Origin of the sequence: Streptomyces sp. AK02-01A, from assembly GCF_033795305.1 — a bacterium.
GTDB lineage: Bacteria > Actinomycetota > Actinomycetes > Streptomycetales > Streptomycetaceae > Streptomyces.
Genome location: NZ_JARBAE010000024.1, coordinates 11954 through 29147 on the forward strand (window position 1 = coordinate 11954; position 17194 = coordinate 29147).

Sequence of the window (17194 nt, forward strand, 5' to 3'; positions counted from 1 at the left end):
GGGCGCTGGAAGACCCCGTCGACAGTCGACCGTGCTCGGCCGTTCGTTCCTCACGGCCTCCGCGCGCTCTCCTTTTCGACGGGGCCGCGCCCCTTCGGCTCACTCGCCACGCGGTCGGCAGCAGCAAACCCACACGGCCGAGCAGGAGCCGCAGAATCGCCCGCCTCCTGCCGACCGCCGGCGAGTGAGCCGAAGGGCGCGCCGCTGTCGTAAGGGAGAGCGCGCGGAGGTTCGTGAGGTACGAACGAACCGAGCACGGTCGACCGTCGGCAGTGGCATGAGGCGCCCGGAGGCGAACCGAGCCCAAAAAAAGAAAGCTCCTCTCCTCCTACAGCGCGCGCAACAGCGCGTCCACCAGGACGCGGTCCCTCGGCTGCGTCAGGCGTTCGCGGGCCGCCGCAGGCGGGAGCCAGACGATGCGGTCGACCTCGTCGTTCGGCGTGAAGGCGCCGTCGGTCGCCTCGGCCGCCCAGTAGGTGGCCTCCTTGGGACGGCCCTGGGCCAGATAGTGGACGGTGCCGAGCCGTGGGCCGGGCGCGCAGTGGTGGCCCGTCTCCTCCAGCACCTCACGCAGGGCGCCGGCCAGGACGTCCTCCGTGCGCTTGAGCTTGCCCTTCGGATGCGACCAGTCGTCGTACTTGGGCCGGTGCACCAGACAGATCTCCGGGCCGCCGTCCTCGTCCTCCGAGTGGCGCCAGAGCACACAGCCCGCCGCGACCACGACGTCTTTCCCGCCGTCCGCCGGCACGCTCTCTCCTCCGTCGCCGTTTCCGTTCACTGCCGTGTTCATGGGGCGGTCGCCGCCACCTGCTGCCACACCTGCTGGAAGGCGAAGCGTGCTGCCTCGACCTCATGGCGCTGGTCGGCGTGGAGTACGCCCAGGGCGTAGGCGGTCGCCGGAGCGATGCGTGGTGTGCGGGCCGCGTTCGCCGCGGCGGCGGCCGCCTCGGCCGCGTCGCGGTGCCGGTCCAGGGCCGTCAGCGCGCCCAGCAGTACCGGATCCGGTGCGCCGCCGGCGCACCACACCTCCTGCGCGTACCGGTGCAGCCGCAGCAGTTGCCGTACCTGATGCCAGGGCGCGTCCTGCGCCTCGCCGTCCGAGGCGGTGGCCAGTCCATGGACCAGGGCCTCCGCGTTGTACGGATGTGCGGCGCGCGCCAGCGGCAGGCGGGCCACGCCGTCCAGGAGCTGTCGTTCGGTGCCTTCGCCGGGTCCGGCCAGCACCTCGACGGCCGGCGCCGACGCCATCGGTGCCAGCGGTACCTCGGAGGCCAGCACGGCCACGCCGTCCGCGACCGCGTGGAAGCGGGACGAGCCGAGCGCCTGGAGCGCCGCAGAGTGCGCGCGGGTCCGCGCGAGAGTGAGCTGGCGCTCCAGCAGGGCTCCGGCGCGCGACGCTCCGACGGTGAGCGCGCCCGGTGGCTGACCGCCCGGGGCGGTTTCCGTTCCGGGCGCGGGTATGGGCGAGGCGCCGGAGAGCCGTGCCAGCGCGCCGAGCAGCCGGTGCAGCCTGGCCGTGCAGGCGTGTTCCTGGGCGAGCGTGCCGGACAGCCAGCCCAGCTCCGTACGGAGCTGGTCGGCCCAGACCGGGTCGAGCAGCGGCCGGAACGTGTGCAGGCCGCCGCCTATTCTGCGCGCCGCCGCGCGCAGAGCACGCGCGGCGGCCTCGGCCGCCGCGGTGTCCGAGCCGCTCTCGCTGTACATCCGCAGGCTGCGCAGGAAATCGCCGGCGCGGGAGTGCAGATACCCGGCCAGGACCTCACCCGCTGTCAGCCGGTCGGTGTCCACTTCATGGTGCTGCACGCCGGCGCCTCCGGGCGTCTATGAGCATTTCCTGTATGTTCCGCAGCGGCTGACCCTCCGCATCCGTGGCATGCCGGGTCCAGTTGCCGTCCGCGCCGAGGTGCCAGGAAGAGGTGGTGTCGGACATCCCGGTCTCCAGCAGCCGGGTGAGTGCCGCGCGGTGGGCCGGGTCGGTGACCCGGACCAGTGCTTCGATACGGCGGTCGAGATTGCGGTGCATCATGTCGGCGCTGCCGAGCCAGACCTCGGGCTCTCCGCCGTTGCCGAAGGCGAAGACCCGGGAGTGTTCAAGGAAGCGGCCCAGGATCGAGCGGACCCGGATGTTCTCGGAGAGACCGGCGACTCCTGGCCGTACGGCACAGATGCCGCGGACCCAGATGTCGACCGGCACTCCGGCCTGGGAAGCCCGGTAGCAGGCGTCGATGACCGCTTCGTCGACCATCGAGTTGACCTTGATACGGACATAGGCGGGACGGCCCGCGCGGTGGTGCGCGGTTTCCTTGTTGATACGGGAGATGAGTCCGTCGCGCAGGGACTTCGGAGCGACCAGCAGCCGGCGGTAGGTCTCCCGGCGCGAGTAGCCGGAGAGCCGGTTGAACAGGTCCGAGAGGTCCGCGCCGACCTGCGGGTCCGCGGTGAGCAGACCGAGGTCCTCGTAGAGCCGTGCCGTCTTCGGATGGTAGTTGCCGGTGCCGACATGGCTGTAGCGGCGCAGATTCTCTCCCTCCTGCCGGACCACCAGGGAGAGCTTGCAGTGGGTCTTCAGACCGACCAGGCCGTACACCACATGGCAGCCGGCCTCTTCGAGCTTGCGCGCCCACTTGATGTTGGCCTGCTCGTCGAAGCGGGCCTTGATCTCGACGAGGACGAGGACCTGCTTGCCGGATTCCGCGGCGTCGATCAGCGCGTCGACTATCGGAGAGTCGCCGGACGTCCGGTACAGCGTCTGCTTGATGGCGAGCACGTCCGGGTCGGCGGCGGCCTGCTCCAGGAAGGCCTGGACGGAGGTCGAGAACGAGTCGTACGGATGGTGCAGCAGGACGTCCCGCTCGCGCAGGGCCGCGAAGATGTCCGGTGCGGAGGCGGACTCCACCTCGGCGAGGTCGCGGTGCGTGCCGGCGATGAACTTCGGATACTTCAGCTCGGGCCGGTCCAGCGCCGAGATCCCGAAGAGGGCCGTGAGATCCAGCGGTCCCGGCAGCGGATAGACCTCGGAGTCGGACACCTTCAGCTCGCGGACCAGCAGGTCGAGGACGTACGGGTCGATGGACTCCTCGACCTCCAGGCGGACCGGCGGCCCGAAGCGGCGCCGCATGAGCTCCTTCTCCAGCGCCTTGAGGAGGTTCTCGGCGTCGTCCTCCTCCACCTCCAGGTCCTCGTTGCGCGTGACCCGGAACATGTGGTGCGCCAGGACCTCCATCCCGGGGAAGAGCTCCTCCAGGTGGGCGGCGATGACATCCTCCAGCGGTACGTACCGCTGGAGTGAGGCCTCCAGGAAGCGGGACAGCAGCGGCGGCACCTTGACCCGCGCGAAGTGGCGGTGGCCGCTGACCGGATTGCGGACGACGACCGCGAGGTTCAGCGAGAGGCCCGAGATGTACGGGAAGGGATGCGCCGGGTCCACGGCGAGCGGCGTGAGGACCGGGAAGATCTGCTGGCGGAAGAGCGTGAAGAGGCGGGCCTGCTCCTTCTCGGTCAGCTCGGGCCAGCGGATGATGTGTATGCCCTCGTCGGCGAGCGCCGGTGCGATGTCCTGCTGGTAGCAGGCGGCGTGCCGGGCCATGAGCTCGCGGGAGCGGGTCCAGATCAGGTCGAGGACCTCGCGGGGCTGGAGGCCGGACGCGGACCGGGTGGCGACGCCGGTGGCGATGCGCCGCTTGAGGCCGGCGACCCTGACCATGAAGAACTCGTCCAGGTTGGACGCGAAGATGGCGAGGAAGTTAGCCCGTTCGAGAAGCGGTGTCGCGGGATCCTCGGCGAGTTCGAGGACGCGTTCGTTGAAGGCGAGCCAGCTCCGCTCGCGGTCGAGGAACCGCCCGTGCGGCAGTTTCGCGTCGTCGGGTCCGCCTTCCTCCTCGTAGGCGTCGAGGTCGGCGTCGAGATCTGGTTCGAGGTCGGACCCGCCCGAGGCGACGGTGTGCGGCCGGTGGGCGGCTATGAAACCGACGGACGGCTGGGAATGCTGTGCCGGGACCTCGGCGGGCTGCTGGCTCATATCCCCATTCTTCCGCGCTGAGGGCATTACAGGCGCGTCGGAGAGAGCAGGGGTGAGGTAGATCCTGCCGTTCGGAGTGGGGGGCACCGCGGGCTGCATTCACCGAGCGTCGCAAGAGCGTCTGAATGGCCGGTAACGGCGACATGACGTGAAGGAAAGCGGGGCGGGGCTCCCCGGGGCCGCCCGCCGTCCCGGTCCGGCGTCCGCGACGCTGACCTGGGAACGTACAGACGCCGGCCGAACGTTCCCGCGAGGTCCGTCGGCCGGCGGCAGGTGTCCGCGCGGAGGCTTCCGGCGCTGCGGCGTCAGGACTCCGTGCGGTACATCAGGTCCACCTCATGGGTGGCGAAGCCCAGCCGCTCGTACACCGTCACCGCCGCCGTGTTGTCCGCGTCGACATAGAGCATCGCGGTCGGCAGCGCCTCGGACGCGAGATGGCGCAGACCGATCGCGGTGAGCGCCTTGCCGAGACCGCCGCCCTGCGCGTCCGGCCTGATGCCGACGACATACACCTCGCCGAGATGCTCCTCGGCGTGCACCTTGGTCCAGTGGAAACCGATCAGTTCGCCGTCGCGCTCGGCGAGGAAGAAGCCCTTCGGGTCGAACCACGGCTCGGCCTTGCGGTCGTCCAGGTCCCGCTGGGTCAGCGTGCCCTGCTCCGGATGGTGGGCGAAGGCGGCGGAGTTGACGGCGAGCCAGGCGGCGTCGTCCTGTCCCGGCACGAAGGTACGGACGGTGACCCCGGCGGGCAGCACCGGCTCGGCGATGGTGAGCGGACTCAACGGGAGGCGCAGTTGCCGCAGTTCACGGAACAGGGTCAGCCCGAGCACCTGCGCGAGATGGCGCGCCGCCGACTTGCCGCCGTGTGCCCACACCCGCAGCCGCTTCCCGGACGCGGCCAGCAGCGCGACGCCGAGCGCCCGGCCGTGGCCACAGCCTCGGCGGCCCGGGCGGACGACCAGCTCCGCCGCCGGAGCCTCGATCGGGTCGGTGTCCTCAAGCTGGCCGTATCCGACGAGCTCGTCGTCGACGGTCAGCAGGAAATGGCGGACGCCCTCCCGGTGTCCGCCGCGCAACTGGAGCCGGCCCTGTTCGGAGACGGCCTGGACGCCGTCCGACACGACCGCTTCCGCGAGCAGGCCGAGGACGGCGTCGGCCTGCTCGGTGGTGAGCGCGTCGAGGGTCTGGATCTGCCGGCCGGTGTCGCGGGCTGCTGCGTCAGTCATGCGTCGAGGGTACGGCGAGAGCCCCGTACCGGCGGAGTACGGGTGGCGGTGTGGCCGACACGCCCGAGACGTCCCGTCCCACCGCGGAGGGGCCAACGGCAACCAGCTCGTAACCCACACCCCCTGTCGAGCTACGCGCGTTGACTCTAGGCTGCGCCTCGCAGTCTTCACAGACTCCGGGGCTTCCGGGCGCCGGATTTCTCACGACCTCACGCTGAACTCACAAGGGGACCGATGTCAGCGACACCGCAGAAGAACCGCGCGGCCCGGCGGTTGCTCGCCGCAGCCGCCGGTCTGGCCACCGTGGGCGCGCTCGCCGCCGCGATGCCGGCCGCCGCCCATGACCGCGGCCACGGGCCCGGCCACGGCCACCAGAAGCCGAGCACCGTGGACGTCCAACTGCTGTCCTTCAACGACCTGCACGGAAACCTGGAGCCGCCCGCCGGCTCCTCCGGGACCGTCAACGAGAAGCAGGCCGACGGCACGACCAAGGCGATCCCGGCCGGTGGCGTCGAGTACCTGGCGTCCTCGCTGCGCACCGCGCGCAAGGGCAACCCGTACTCCGTCACGGCGGCGGCCGGTGACCTGGTGGGCGCGAGCCCGCTGCTGTCCGGTCTCTTCCACGACGAGCCGACCATCGAGGCGCTCAACAAGATGGACCTCGATGTGACGTCCGTCGGCAACCACGAGTTCGACGAGGGCGCCGTCGAGCTCGCCCGGCTGCAGAACGGCGGCTGCCATCCGACCGCGGGCTGCTACGAGCGCGGGAAGAAGTTCAAGGGCGCCGACTTCCCGTATCTCGCCGCCAATGTGACGTCCGAGAAGTCCGGCAAGCCGGTCCTCAAGCCGTACACGGTCTGGAAGAAGAACGGCGTCAAGATCGGCTTCATCGGCGTGACCCTGGAGGGCACGCCGAACATCGTGACCGCCGAGGGCGTCAAGGGACTCAAGTTCCACGACGAGATCGAGACGGTCAACAAGTACGCCAAGGAGCTGGACCGGCAGGGCGTCAAGTCGATCGTCGCGCTGATCCACGAGGGCGGTCTGCCCGCCTCCTCCGCGTACAACTACGACTGTGACAGCCCGGCCGTCGGCGGCGGTGTCTCCGGCCCGATCGTCGACATCGCGAAGGGCATCTCGCCGAAGGTCGACGCGCTGGTCACGGGCCACACGCACAACGCGTACGTCTGCACGATCCCGGACCCGGCCGGCAAGCCGCGTCTGGTCACGTCGGCGGCGTCGTTCGGCAGGCTGTACACGGACACCACGCTCACCTACGACCGCCGGACCAACGACATCGTGCGTACGGGCGTGGAGTCGGCGAATCACATCGTCAGCCGCGAGCAGCCGAAGGCCGCGGACATGACCTCGCTGATCACGCGCTGGAACACGCTGGCCGCGCCGGTCGCCAACACCGCGCAGGGCTTCATCTCCGCGGACATCAACGGCCGCGGCGCGACGACGCCGGAGTTGCCGCTCGGCGATGTGATCGCGGACGCGCAGCTCGCGGGCATGGCGCCGGCCGACAAGGGCGGCGCGCAGGTCGCCTTCATGAATCCGGGCGGCATCCGGTCGGACCTGGTCTACCAGGCGTCCGGCGCCGAGGGCGACGGCGTGGTGACCTACGGCGAGTCCTTCACGGTGCAGCCGTTCACCAACATGATGAACGCGGTGGACCTGACGGGCGCCCAGCTCATCACCGCGCTCCAGCAGCAGGTCAGCGGAGCGAACGAGGCATCTCCGAAGATCCTCCAGATCTCGCACAACCTCGCCTACACCCTGGACATGACGAAGACGGGCGCGGCCCGCGTCGTCACGGACTCGGTGCGGCTGAACGGTGAGGCGATCGACCCGGCGAAGACGTACCGGGTCGCGATGAACGAGTTCCTGGCCGGCGGCGGCGACGGCTTCGCGGCTCTGGGCCAGGGCACCAACAAGCTGGTGGGTCCGTCGGACCTGGACCTGTTCAACGCCTACCTGGCGGCGAACTCCTCGGCGACGGCCCCGCTGGCCCCGCCGGCGGCGAACAGGATCACGGTCGTCAGGTAGCACCGCTGGTGGCGCTGGTACCGCTGGTACCGCGACCGGCGCCGCGCCGGTGCGCCGCGCGGACGAGACGAGTGGACGAGGGGCGGCGGGCCATGTGCCCGCTGCCCTTCGGCATGTCCGGAGTGGCCCACGCGCCGTGACACGCGCCCGGTTGGTCCATGGGGCGTTCGAAAAAACACGGGGCGGATCGGGCCCCCTCCGTCACGCCTTTCTACGCGCGTGCGCTGCTCCGTTCGGGTGACCGCGTGTCAAGTTGCTTGCGCCATATTCGCTTGGTATGGGTGACTGATGTCTCCGAACCGGTGGGCCGCCCATCCCTCTCCGGGGGAGCGCGGCACCGGCTTTTCGCCGACAGTCCTTGCATGACGGACCTTGACAGCGTTTTCGCCGTCCGGTCGCGATGGGCGCCCCCGAAGGGGATCTGGACCCACCCCAGCAGATGCCATGGTCCGGCAGACGCTGGTGTGGCGACCTTCCGCCTTACGTAATGGAGCAGTACGCGAGCCATCCGCGTACACCGAGTCGAGGCCACGCGAGTGGCCAGGGGACTCTACGACACATGGTGCGGCGTTGCCGCCGTGGTCGAGTCAGTACTCGTCACATGAACACCGCAGCCATGTCGAGCCGCTGGATGGCAGTCAATTCGTCACCGTGAGCAGGCGACTCCGGCTCGGCCGGAGCTGCTTCCGCTGCGGGCCGGCCACGGCGTCAGGAACCGGCGGCTCGCCACACGGCTCAGCAACTTCAGGCACCAGCGCGGCGACGGCCGGCGACGGTGCCCCTCCAGAGGCGACTTCCACAGGCTGCCCGGTGCGCCGGCCAAGCGCGCCCACGGGGCCGGTGGAAGAGGAGGTGAGCGAGCGGACCGACCGAGCACCGGCACCGCCCGGAGGTCCCTTCACAGCTACGACCGGAATCAACAACCCCATTCATGAGAGCAGTTCACACAGAAGGAGTGCGACCATGCCTATCACCCCGAACCAGGGATCCACCGGAGGCGGCACGCTCGTCACCATCACGGGAACCAACCTCGGCGGCACCACCGCCGTGAACTTCGGTTCCAACCCGGCCACCGCCGTCACCAACGTCTCGCCCACCCAGGTAACCGCCGTCTCGCCCTCGGGCACCGGCACGGTCGGCCTGACAGTGGTCACCCCGGGCGGGACCAGCAATCCGGTGCCGTTCTTCTACGTTGGCGCGCCGTTCAAGTCCGGCCTGAGCCAGAGCTCCGGCGCCACCGCCGGTGGTAACACCATCACCATCAGCGGTACGGGCCTGTCCACCGCGACCGGCGTGGCGTTCGGCGCCAACACCGTGGTCCCGACGGTCCTGTCCGACAGCCAGATCACCGCTGTCGTCCCGGCGGGCGCGGCGCCCGGACCGGTCGGGGTCAGCGTGACCACCGCCGGTGGCGCCAACAACGGTCTGTCCTACACATACATCGACGATCCCACCATCGCGACCATCGCGCCGGCCACCGGACCGACGTCCGGTGGTACCGCCGTGACCATCACGGGCACCAACCTGGCCTCGACGAACCAGGTCACCTTCGACGCTGTGCCGGCGCCGTTCTCGGTCATCAACGCCACGACCGTCTCCGCCGTCACGCCGCCCGGAATCGCCGGAGCGGTCGACGTCACTCTCTCCAACCCGGCGGGCACCGCGACCGACGTGGGTGCCTTCACCTACGCGGCCGGCCCCGGCATCTGACCGACGCCGGTATCCATCGCGCACCGCGTGATCGTCCGTCCGGCCGGGGAGTTCCGCTTCCCGGCCGGACGGGCCACGCAGTCTTCCTCGCTGTCCGGCCGGAGCTCCGGGCGGCAATCCGACACAGGAACCCCCCGATAGGAGAACGGCTGTGGAGACACCCGACAGCCCATCGTCCCGAACAGCCCAGCCATCGGCGGTCCTGGCCGCCCCTGTGATCAACGTAAGCAGCCCCGTCTCCGGCGTTGCCGGGACCACGGTCACGCTGACCGGCAGCGGTTTCACCGGCGCGACCGCAGTGAATTTTGGCGCCACACCGGCCACGTCCTTCACCATCGTCTCTCCGACCCGGATCACCGCCGTCGCTCCGCCCGGCTCCGGGTCCGTGCTGATCACGGTGACCACGGCCGAGGGCACCAGTAACGGCATCGGCTTTGTCTACAACGCGGTCGCTCCGGTGCTCACCAGCGTGGTGCCCAACCAGGGGCCGGTCGCCGGCGGGACCACGGTCACACTGACCGGCACCGGCTTCACCGGCGCGACCGCGGTCCGCTTCGGTACGACGCTCGCGCCGTTCCTCATCGTCTCGGCGACTCAGATCACGGCGGTCGCTCCGGCCGGCGTCGCGGGCACGGTCCCGGTCACGGTCACCACCGCCGGCGGCACCAGCGCCGGAGTCTCCTACACGTATGTCGGCGCGCCGTCGGTCACCAGCGTGGTGCCCAGCCAGGGGCCTCTCGCGGGCGGAAACACCGTCACGCTGACCGGCAGCGGTTTCACCGGTGTGACCGCGGTGCGCTTCGGCGCCAACGCGGCGTTCTCGTTCACCGTTGTCACGCCGACCCAGATCACCGCCGTCGTCCCGACCGGCGTGGCCGGTCCGGTCCAGGTCACGGTCACCGGGGCCGGCGGTACGAGCACGAACGCCGTCTTCTACTTCTATGTGGGCGCGCCGGTCCTCACCGCCGTCACTCCCGCCGCCGGGCCTCTCGTGGGCGGCAACACCGTGTCGGTGACCGGCTCGAATCTTCTGGGCGCCACGGCGGTCAGCTTCGGCGCCACTCCGGCGACCTCGTTCACCGTCGTCTCCGCCACGGAGATCAGCGCGGTCGTCCCGGCCGGAGCCGCCGGCACGGTCGGCGTCGGCGTCACCACACCCGGTGGTACGAGCAACACCGTCCCGTACCTCTACGCCGGTGTCCCGACGCTCACCAGCGTGGTCCCGAACCAGGGCCCGCTCGGTGGCGGCAACACCGTCACTCTTACCGGCACCAACTTGACGGGCACCACGGCGGTCCAGTTCGGGGCCGTGTTCGTCGGCTTCACCGTGGTCTCCGACACCCAGCTGACCGCCACCGCGCCGCCCGGCGCGGCCGGTGCGGTCAATGTCACCGCCGTCACCCCCGGCGGCACCAGTACCGGTGTCCCCTACACCCGGCTCGCGCCGCCCGGGATCTGAGCTGACGCGGTGACATGTTCCCGGTCCGGCGAGGCGCCTTCGCGGACCGGGAAACAACGAGCGGCGCGTGACGGAATCGATGACGATCCGTCGCGCGCCGCTCACCCCACCCGCTCGTACGGTGCGTACGAGCGGACATCACGCTCCGGCCCGCGCGGGCCGGAGCGACTTTTTCTCAGCCCAGGTAGCTGTGGGCACCGTACGGGTTCGGCCGGTGGCCGTATCCCTGGTGCTTGCCGTAGCCGGGCTTCTTGCCGTAGCCGTAGTGCTGGCCGTAGCCGGGCTTCTTGCCGTAGCCGTAGTGCTTGCCGTAGCCGGGCTTCTTGCCGTAGCCGTAGCTCTGGCCGTAGCCCGGCTTCTTGCCGTAGCCGTAGTTGGGCTTCGAGCCGTAGCCCTGGTGGTGGCCGTAGCCGGGCTTGTGGTGGTGCTTGGGGGGCTTGTGGTGGTGGTGCTTGCCGGGCTTGTGGTGGCCGCCGTTGCCGCCGGTGGTCGTGGTGGCACCGGTGGTGCCCGCGACGAGTCCGCCGGAGATGTTGCCGGCCGTGCCGCCGGTGGTGAGGCCGCCGAGCACGCCGCCCAGGATGCCGCCGCTGGTGGTGCCGCCGGTCGTCACACCGGATGTGGTCCCCGACGTGGTGGCGCCGGTCGTGGTGGTGGCACCGGTCGTGGTGGTGGCGCCGCCGCAGATCGGACGGGTGATCGTGTTGGTGTCCAGCGTCACCGAGCCGTTACGGGCCAGCGCGCGGCCGTTGATGGTCGCTCCCGTGGTCGCGCTGATCGAGGTCAGCGCGAGGATGCTGCCGACGAACGAGGAGCTGGTGCCCAGCGTCGCGGAACTCCCGATCTGCCAGAAGACGTTGCACGGCGAGGCGCCGTTGACCAGGAGCACCTGGCTGGCGGAGGCCGTCGTCAGCGTCGATCCGATCTGGAACACCCAGACGGCGTTCGGGTCGCCCGCGGCGTCCAGCGTGAGCGTGCCGGTGATGCCGATGGAGGACGCCGCGTTGTAGACGCCCGGGGCCAGCGTGAGGCCACCGAGGTCTCCGGCGATGTTGGCGTCCGGGGCCTGGCCGGCGGCGTTGTTGTACGCCGTGGTGAGGTCGGTCTGCGCCTGCAGGGCCACCGCGTCCGCGGAGTGGATGGTTCCGTTGACCAGACCGGGCGGGAAGCCGGTGATCGCGGTGCCGGGGCTCACTCCGAGGTCTCCGGTGATCACCGAAGGTCCGGTGTTGGTGACCGACTGGCCGCCGAGAACCGCGAAGCTGGTCGCCGTGCCGAGCGGAACCGCTGTCGCGATGGCGCTTGCCCTTGTCGATGTCGTCGCCACCACCACGGCGGCGAGGAGCACGGTGAATACGGCCGCGAACCAGGCCGACAACGCGCGCCGTTGCGGCGCGCCAGGAATGTAAAGAGTCATCGAGGAACTAGCTCCCGTGGGATAGACGCGTGGTGACGGTTCCTGGCCGGAGTGAATCCCCTGGTTTCCGCCGTGCGGCATATTACGCAGATTTTTACCTCGGTAGTCGGACGCATTTGAGTGATTCTAAGAATTCCGCTATTCGTGAGAGTGACTAGCAAAGCGGATATTATGAATAATCACTGAGGTGGCGTCTCTCGGTTCCTGAGCACCGGAAACCTCAGGTGGGATGTAGTGCGCCCGGCCGTCGCGCGGTGCTCGGCGGGCGTCTCGGCGCGGACCGTCGCGCGGTCAGAACCGGCGAATGTCTCTCGTCCGGGATTCAGTGAATTTCCCGGGCCCTGAACCGCCGATGCCTTCGGTCAAGGCCGGGGTCGGCATACCGCCGGCGAAAGAAACGACCCGGAGATTTCATATTCCCTGTGCGCCCTGACAATTGAGACCGCCATGGGTCAATGGTGCGCCGAGGACGGTCTTATGGGAATGGTGGAAGACAATTGTCCGCCTGGTCAACCGCGTTGCGGAAGGCGCTGACGGCCCGGCACGCGCCGTGAGCCGGGCGGGAAGCCCTCAGCCGAGCGCCAGGGTGGCCAGGGTGCGTCCGGCGGCGTCGTAGACGGTGATGCTGCGGAAGAAGGCGTCGGGAAACTCCGGGGCGTCGGGCAGTGCGCTGGTGGCGTACCAGACACCCCAGTCCGGATGACCGGCCAGCCGCACCATGGTGGCGGTGAGCGTGCCGTGCTGGGTGACGACCTTGACGGCGGCCGCCTTGTCGGTGCCGTAGTAGAGCCCGGACAGGAAGTAGCGGTCGCCGACCGCTTCGCTCTGGAAGGCCACGTCGGGACTGCTGGTGTCGAGGTTGCCGTCGGTGACGCTCCGGAACTGCTCCGCCATCTCCGGCGTGGACCAGTGCTTTCCTTCCTCGGTCAGCCACAGCTCCGCGCCCGGCAGCACGCGAACCCGCTCGCCCGGCGCGACCACCCGCACCGCTCTGGCGGTGGCGGTGGGCGACGGAGGCGCGGGCGGAGGCGCCGGTGTGGCGGTGGCGGCCGGTCGTACGACCGTCGCGGGCGCGGGCCCGATGAGGTGGAGAGCGACGGCGGCCGACGGAGCGAGCAGCAGGGCGCAGCCGACGGCCAGTCCGGCCGCGCGGCGCCGCCGCCGGACCCGGCTCGCCTTCTCGATCGCGGCCAGTGGGACGGGAGAAGGCACGATGTCGTAGGCGGCGTCGGTGAACACCTCACGCAGCCGCTCGAAGTCGGACCGGGAAGTCATCGGCGGTCTCCGGAGGCGGATGTGTCGGAGGCGAACGCGGGATGGGCGCGCAGGGCCTGGAGGCCGCGCCTGGCGTGGGTCTTGACCGTGCCCAGTGAGCAGTTCAGGACGGTGGCGATGTCCTGCTCGCTCAGGTCGTCCCAGTAGCGGAGGACCATCACGGCCCGTTGGCGGGCCGACAGAGTGGCCAGCGCCTGCGCGAGAGCGGTGCGGCGCTCGACGGCCTCGGCGTGCCCGCCGTGCACGCGGTGCACCGTCTCGGGAAGTAACGGCATCAGCAGATGAGCGACGCGCTTCTTGCGGATCCGGCTGAGGTTGTTGTTGATCAGCGCCCGGCGTACGTACACGTCGATCTCGTCACGCGGAATGCGCCGCCACCGGGCGTAGACCTTGGTCAGCGTGTTCTGCACCAGGTCCTCGGCCTCGTGGAAGTCGCCGGTGAGCATGTGCGCGGTGCGTACGAGGCGGGGCCAGGCCGTGGCGGCGAACTCGGCGAAGTCGCCTTGGCTCTCGTGCGTCACAGCCGGCGGATCCTTTGAGTGGGAGACGTACGTCGGAGGAGGAGACGGGTGAGGGCCCGGCACCGCCGGGCCCTCACCGCCGGAGATCAGCCGAGAGGCAGGGAGGTGATGGCGCGGCCGGCGGCGTCGTAGGCCGTGACGCTGCGGAAGAAGGTGTCGGGAAACTGCTGTGAGTCCGGAAGCGCGCTCGTCGCGTACCAGACGCCCCAGCCGGGCCGGCCGGGCAGTTGGACCAGCTTGGCGGTGACGGTGCCGTACGCGGTGACGACCTTGACGGCGGCGGTTCTGTGAGTGCCGTAGTAGAGGCCGGACAGGAAGTAGCGGTCGCCGACCGGTTCGGCCTGGAAGCTGACGCCGGGCCGGCTGGTGTCGATGTTGCCGTCGACGACGCTGCGGAACTGCTCGCCGATCTCCGGCGTCGACCAGTACTTGCCTTCAGGCGTCAGCCAGACGTCCACGCCGGGCATGGCCCGTACGCGCTCGCCCGGCGCGACCACGCGCACCGCCGAGGCCGAGTGGAAAGCCTTGGCGACGCCGGCCGCCTCGGCCACCGGGGCCTTCGCCGGAGCGCTCGCGTACGCCGTGGCCGGCGCCGCCAGGATCGCGGCGGCGACCGCCGTGGCCGCCACGTACTTCGTTATCCGTGTCATGGACGTAAGACTCCTTGCGGATCTGGGTGAACAGGTCTCGCTGTACGGGATGGAGGCGCCTCTCCACTCTCTAGAACCCCGTCCGTCCGGGTCCTGGATGACACAGGCCGATGCCTTTTTCCTGTCCTTCGCTCCCAACTCGTCTGCGGACAGCAGCCGTTCGACGACCAATTCAGCCGAAGCGACACCGCTGGACGCCGACGAGTTGAAAGAATCGACCCACACACACGAGGGAAGCGAGGCACGTGGCATGACCGACCACATCGTTTGGCAGAAGTCGTCGTTCTCCGGAGCCGACGACAACCAGAACTGCGTCGAGCTGGCCCGCGCCGACGGACAGATCATGATGCGTGAGAGCGACGCTCCGGACATGGTCGTCACCACGAGTCCCGAGAAGCTGCGCGCCTTCCTCCTGGGGGTCAAGGCCGGCGAGTTCGACCATCTGATCTGACGGGAGCACTCGCCGTACGGACAGTGGCATCGGCAGGTGGAGGCAGAGGGAGCTCCCTGGCGTATTCGTGCCAGTAGGCAGCTATGTCGCTGGTCTGCTTCACCACCTGGGCCGGCTCAGGCGGGCTCGGCCAGAACTGAAGCAGATACCTGTCCAGTTGAGGCTCATCGGGCGCTCTTGTGTCCGCCGCCTTTCACGCGTCCATCGCGACGGCGCAGTACCGGGCCCGGTAGTCGACCTGTTCGAGACCGAGCTCCCAACTGGTTTCCCCTGCCCACTGGATGAGCAACGTCCGTGACGACTCGGGTCTGAACGGGACTTCGACGACCTCTTCCCACAAGGGATCAACCTGCGGCCGGACGTCATGCAGCTCGACCGTGAATCCGACGCTGCCTGTGTGCAGGCCGGTGATGAGCCACAGCGCTCCTTCCGTGGCGGCGCCGCACAGTCCGGCGTCCTGGCCGGCGAAGGACTCCGAGAGTCCGGGGCCGGGGCCTTCGTGGTCACTTTCCACATAGATCTGGCTGTAGGAGACATACACCTGACCGCTGACCAAAGTCTTCACAATCCCGCCGTCCTTCCGCAGTGCCGGGCGGGCGCTGCCGCCGATCGCAAGCTCTGACGAGTGAGCATGGCGCACCGCACTGACAGTCCTCATCGTGGTGATCGGTCGCCACGGCTCTGTCCCGGCATTGGGACTGGGCTGATCGCGAAGCGGCGCCGGCCGCACACCACGGTCGCCAAGGCCGCCCGGCGGGCCGACCCGGACGCCGTCGACCTCGACGACGATGACGACGGCCAGGAGAAGTGAGCCCGGCCCGGACAGTGATCGGCCCCGGCGCCCCACAAGGGAAGGACGGCGCCGGGGCCGAGTGCGGACACCTCTGACGCCGGGCCTGTCAGTGGGCGGGGATGACGTAGGCGCGTGCGAAGTGGGTGCCGATGTGGGCCTCGTGGAGGTGTCCGGCGATGGCGCGGTCGCCTTCGACGCCCATGACGACGTGGAGGTGGACGAAGCCGTTGCGGATCTCGCCGGTGCCGGTCATCTCGCCGGGCAGGTCGTATGTGGTGATGGTGTCTTTGAGCGCGTCGCCTTCGGGCATGGTGGAGACGGTGAAGGAGTCGGCGGCCCCGACCAGGGAGACGATCGCCGCGTCGGTGATGCCGGAGTCGGCGGCCTGGCGGTTCAGCTCGTCGACGAGCTCTCCCTGGGAGACTTCAAAGACGATCACGCGGGACTCCGTCCGATCATGGGGCTCAGCTCCCGCAGCATGACCGAGGAGCACCAGCGAGCGCCAGAGTCCTGGGGGTTGAGGGACTCTCTCGCGAAGCGGGCGGCGAGGAAGTCCGCACGGTGCCCGTATGAGGCGGGCTGGGAGGCGATCCGGCCTGCGGTTGTCCAGTCGACGGCGCAGACGCGGGAGGTGACGGCCGTCAGGTAGAGGTGGCGGACCTCTTCGTCGTGGGCCAGGACGCGGGCGACGTCGTCGGCTTGGCCCTGGCCGGGCAGCCTGGCGAGAGTATGGCCGGGAAGAGCAGGAACAGTTCGGCCAGCAGCCGCAGTGCGTCACCGCTGACCTGTCCGGGCTTCGGGTCGAGGAGGGGTCTCGGTCACCGGGATGGTGACGAGAACAGGGTCGCGGTGGCAGTAACAGGTGTAGGTGCGCTCATCCACCGCATCTGGTGGCGCTTGAGGCCCGGTGTGGTCCGGGCCCGGCGTCGAGGCGTGGAGAAGTCCCACCGCCAGTACGACGAGACTGAGGACGAGCGCCACAAAACCCCATGCGGCGCCGTCGGTTGCCGGAGCCGTCACGCGGTCTGCTCGCTCTCGGCCAGCGTGAACCACACGGCTTTGGACTCCGGCGAGCAGCCGCCGAAGATGGTCCAGCCCCAGTCGACGGCGAGGCTGTCCAGCAGTAACAGACCACGGCCATGGGTCTGTTCAGCGCCTCCTGCGCCCGGTACGGGCAGGCCGAAGGGTGTGTCGTCCCTGACGTGCACCATCACGAGCAGTTGGCCGACCGTGACGTCCAGCCGGATGCGGCGTGTGCGGGTGTGGCGGTGGACGTTGGTGACCACCTCCGACGTGCAGAGACGTGCGTCGTCGGCCAGCGCCGAGTGGGCTGTGCGGCGCAGGAGTAAGCCGACGAAGTCGCGTGCGATCTTGGGAGCGCTCTCCGTGTTCGGCACGGCGAGCCGATAGATTTCGGGGCTCGGTGGCGGTGGTACGGGGAGTGCTGGGGCGTTGGCGGAGGTCATGCGTCATCTCCCAGGGTGGTCGGTTGCGCCGCTTCATGCGCGTGTCCGTGTCCCTGGCCGTCACCGGATCCTCAACGGGCGGGCGAGTGGCTGCACTTCGGACCTACTTGGCGGCGTGTGCGCCCTCCGGACGTTAGGGCACAACAGTGGGACGGCGCA

General features: G+C 69.6%; 16 protein-coding genes. 5 read left to right on the top strand and 11 right to left on the bottom strand.

Going from position 1 to position 17194, the window contains the following annotated elements; genetic code table 11:
- Nucleotides 1-328: 328 nt before the first annotated feature.
- From PV679_RS21740 to mshD, 4 genes are all read right to left on the bottom strand, one after another.
- Nucleotides 329-790, bottom strand: a complete 462-nt coding sequence (locus PV679_RS21740) for an NUDIX hydrolase (protein WP_319682016.1) — start codon at nucleotides 788-790, stop codon at nucleotides 329-331.
- Nucleotides 787-1803, bottom strand: a complete 1017-nt coding sequence (locus PV679_RS21745; protein ID WP_319682017.1) for a CHAD domain-containing protein — start codon at nucleotides 1801-1803, stop codon at nucleotides 787-789. Before PV679_RS21745 ends, PV679_RS21740 begins: the two co-directional genes overlap by 4 nt.
- Entirely contained in the window at nucleotides 1790-4018 is a 2229-nt protein-coding gene (locus tag PV679_RS21750) for an RNA degradosome polyphosphate kinase (RefSeq protein ID WP_319682018.1), read from the bottom strand. Before PV679_RS21750 ends, PV679_RS21745 begins: the two co-directional genes overlap by 14 nt.
- A 305-nt stretch (nucleotides 4019-4323) precedes the next feature.
- Entirely contained in the window at nucleotides 4324-5244 is a 921-nt protein-coding gene (mshD, locus tag PV679_RS21755; protein WP_319682019.1) for a mycothiol synthase, read from the bottom strand.
- 234 nt (nucleotides 5245-5478) lie between these two features.
- Here mshD and PV679_RS21760 point away from each other — a divergent pair, with 234 nt between their 5' ends.
- The 3 genes from PV679_RS21760 to PV679_RS21770 all read left to right on the top strand — a co-directional run bounded on the left by PV679_RS21760 (nucleotide 5479) and on the right by PV679_RS21770 (nucleotide 10462).
- Nucleotides 5479-7293, top strand: a complete 1815-nt coding sequence (locus PV679_RS21760; RefSeq protein WP_319682020.1) for a bifunctional metallophosphatase/5'-nucleotidase — start codon at nucleotides 5479-5481, stop codon at nucleotides 7291-7293.
- 963 nt (nucleotides 7294-8256) lie between these two features.
- On the top strand, nucleotides 8257-9003 hold the full coding sequence (locus tag PV679_RS21765) for an IPT/TIG domain-containing protein (RefSeq protein ID WP_319682021.1): 747 nt from the start codon (nucleotides 8257-8259) through the stop codon (nucleotides 9001-9003).
- Between the two features lie 214 nt (nucleotides 9004-9217).
- Nucleotides 9218-10462: an IPT/TIG domain-containing protein gene (locus PV679_RS21770; protein ID WP_319682022.1), complete on the top strand. Its 1245-nt coding sequence runs from the start codon at nucleotides 9218-9220 to the stop codon at nucleotides 10460-10462.
- Between the two features lie 175 nt (nucleotides 10463-10637).
- Here PV679_RS21770 and PV679_RS21775 read toward each other — a convergent pair whose 3' ends face one another.
- The 4 genes from PV679_RS21775 to PV679_RS21790 form a co-directional block, all read right to left on the bottom strand.
- Complete coding sequence (locus tag PV679_RS21775; RefSeq protein WP_319682023.1) at nucleotides 10638-11879, bottom strand: ice-binding family protein; 1242 nt, start codon at nucleotides 11877-11879, stop codon at nucleotides 10638-10640.
- A gap of 570 nt (nucleotides 11880-12449) precedes the next feature.
- Nucleotides 12450-13154: a hypothetical protein gene (locus tag PV679_RS21780; RefSeq protein WP_319682024.1), complete on the bottom strand. Its 705-nt coding sequence runs from the start codon at nucleotides 13152-13154 to the stop codon at nucleotides 12450-12452.
- Entirely contained in the window at nucleotides 13151-13675 is a 525-nt protein-coding gene (locus PV679_RS21785) for a SigE family RNA polymerase sigma factor (RefSeq protein WP_319682025.1), read from the bottom strand. Before PV679_RS21785 ends, PV679_RS21780 begins: the two co-directional genes overlap by 4 nt.
- An 86-nt stretch (nucleotides 13676-13761) precedes the next feature.
- Complete coding sequence (locus PV679_RS21790; RefSeq protein ID WP_319682026.1) at nucleotides 13762-14325, bottom strand: hypothetical protein; 564 nt, start codon at nucleotides 14323-14325, stop codon at nucleotides 13762-13764.
- A gap of 250 nt (nucleotides 14326-14575) precedes the next feature.
- Here PV679_RS21790 and PV679_RS21795 point away from each other — a divergent pair, with 250 nt between their 5' ends.
- Entirely contained in the window at nucleotides 14576-14776 is a 201-nt protein-coding gene (locus tag PV679_RS21795; RefSeq protein WP_319682027.1) for a DUF397 domain-containing protein, read from the top strand.
- Between the two features lie 193 nt (nucleotides 14777-14969).
- Here the strand turns inward: PV679_RS21795 and PV679_RS21800 are convergent, their stop codons facing one another.
- The gene (locus PV679_RS21800; protein ID WP_319682028.1) at nucleotides 14970-15341 is read right to left on the bottom strand and encodes a hypothetical protein; all 372 of its coding nucleotides are present in this window, start codon (nucleotides 15339-15341) and stop codon (nucleotides 14970-14972) included.
- A gap of 66 nt (nucleotides 15342-15407) precedes the next feature.
- Between PV679_RS21800 and PV679_RS21805 the strand changes: the two genes are divergently transcribed.
- Entirely contained in the window at nucleotides 15408-15587 is a 180-nt protein-coding gene (locus PV679_RS21805) for a hypothetical protein (protein ID WP_319682029.1), read from the top strand.
- An 88-nt stretch (nucleotides 15588-15675) separates the two neighbouring features.
- On the opposite strand, the gene PV679_RS21810 is transcribed toward PV679_RS21805, so the two are convergent.
- Together PV679_RS21810 and PV679_RS21815 are read right to left on the bottom strand one after the other, a co-directional pair.
- Nucleotides 15676-16008, bottom strand: a complete 333-nt coding sequence (locus PV679_RS21810; RefSeq protein WP_319682030.1) for a PCC domain-containing protein — start codon at nucleotides 16006-16008, stop codon at nucleotides 15676-15678.
- Between the two features lie 577 nt (nucleotides 16009-16585).
- Nucleotides 16586-17035 carry an ATP-binding protein gene (locus tag PV679_RS21815; RefSeq protein ID WP_319682031.1) on the bottom strand — a complete coding sequence of 150 codons (450 nt, stop codon included), beginning with the start codon at nucleotides 17033-17035 and terminating at the stop codon, nucleotides 16586-16588.
- Nucleotides 17036-17194 lie beyond the last annotated feature (159 nt).

Coding starts and splice junctions, on each gene's coding strand:
- PV679_RS21740 (WP_319682016.1), bottom strand. CDS start 790: ATGAACACGGCAGTGAACGGAAACGGCGACGGAGGAGAGAGCGTGCCG.
- PV679_RS21750 (WP_319682018.1), bottom strand. CDS start 4,018: ATGAGCCAGCAGCCCGCCGAGGTCCCGGCACAGCATTCCCAGCCGTCC.
- mshD (WP_319682019.1), bottom strand. CDS start 5,244: ATGACTGACGCAGCAGCCCGCGACACCGGCCGGCAGATCCAGACCCTC.
- PV679_RS21760 (WP_319682020.1), top strand. CDS start 5,479: ATGTCAGCGACACCGCAGAAGAACCGCGCGGCCCGGCGGTTGCTCGCC.
- PV679_RS21765 (WP_319682021.1), top strand. CDS start 8,257: ATGCCTATCACCCCGAACCAGGGATCCACCGGAGGCGGCACGCTCGTC.
- PV679_RS21775 (WP_319682023.1), bottom strand. CDS start 11,879: ATGACTCTTTACATTCCTGGCGCGCCGCAACGGCGCGCGTTGTCGGCC.
- PV679_RS21780 (WP_319682024.1), bottom strand. CDS start 13,154: ATGACTTCCCGGTCCGACTTCGAGCGGCTGCGTGAGGTGTTCACCGAC.
- PV679_RS21790 (WP_319682026.1), bottom strand. CDS start 14,325: ATGACACGGATAACGAAGTACGTGGCGGCCACGGCGGTCGCCGCCGCG.
- PV679_RS21795 (WP_319682027.1), top strand. CDS start 14,576: ATGACCGACCACATCGTTTGGCAGAAGTCGTCGTTCTCCGGAGCCGAC.
- PV679_RS21805 (WP_319682029.1), top strand. CDS start 15,408: ATGGCGCACCGCACTGACAGTCCTCATCGTGGTGATCGGTCGCCACGG.
- PV679_RS21815 (WP_319682031.1), bottom strand. CDS start 17,035: ATGACCTCCGCCAACGCCCCAGCACTCCCCGTACCACCGCCACCGAGC.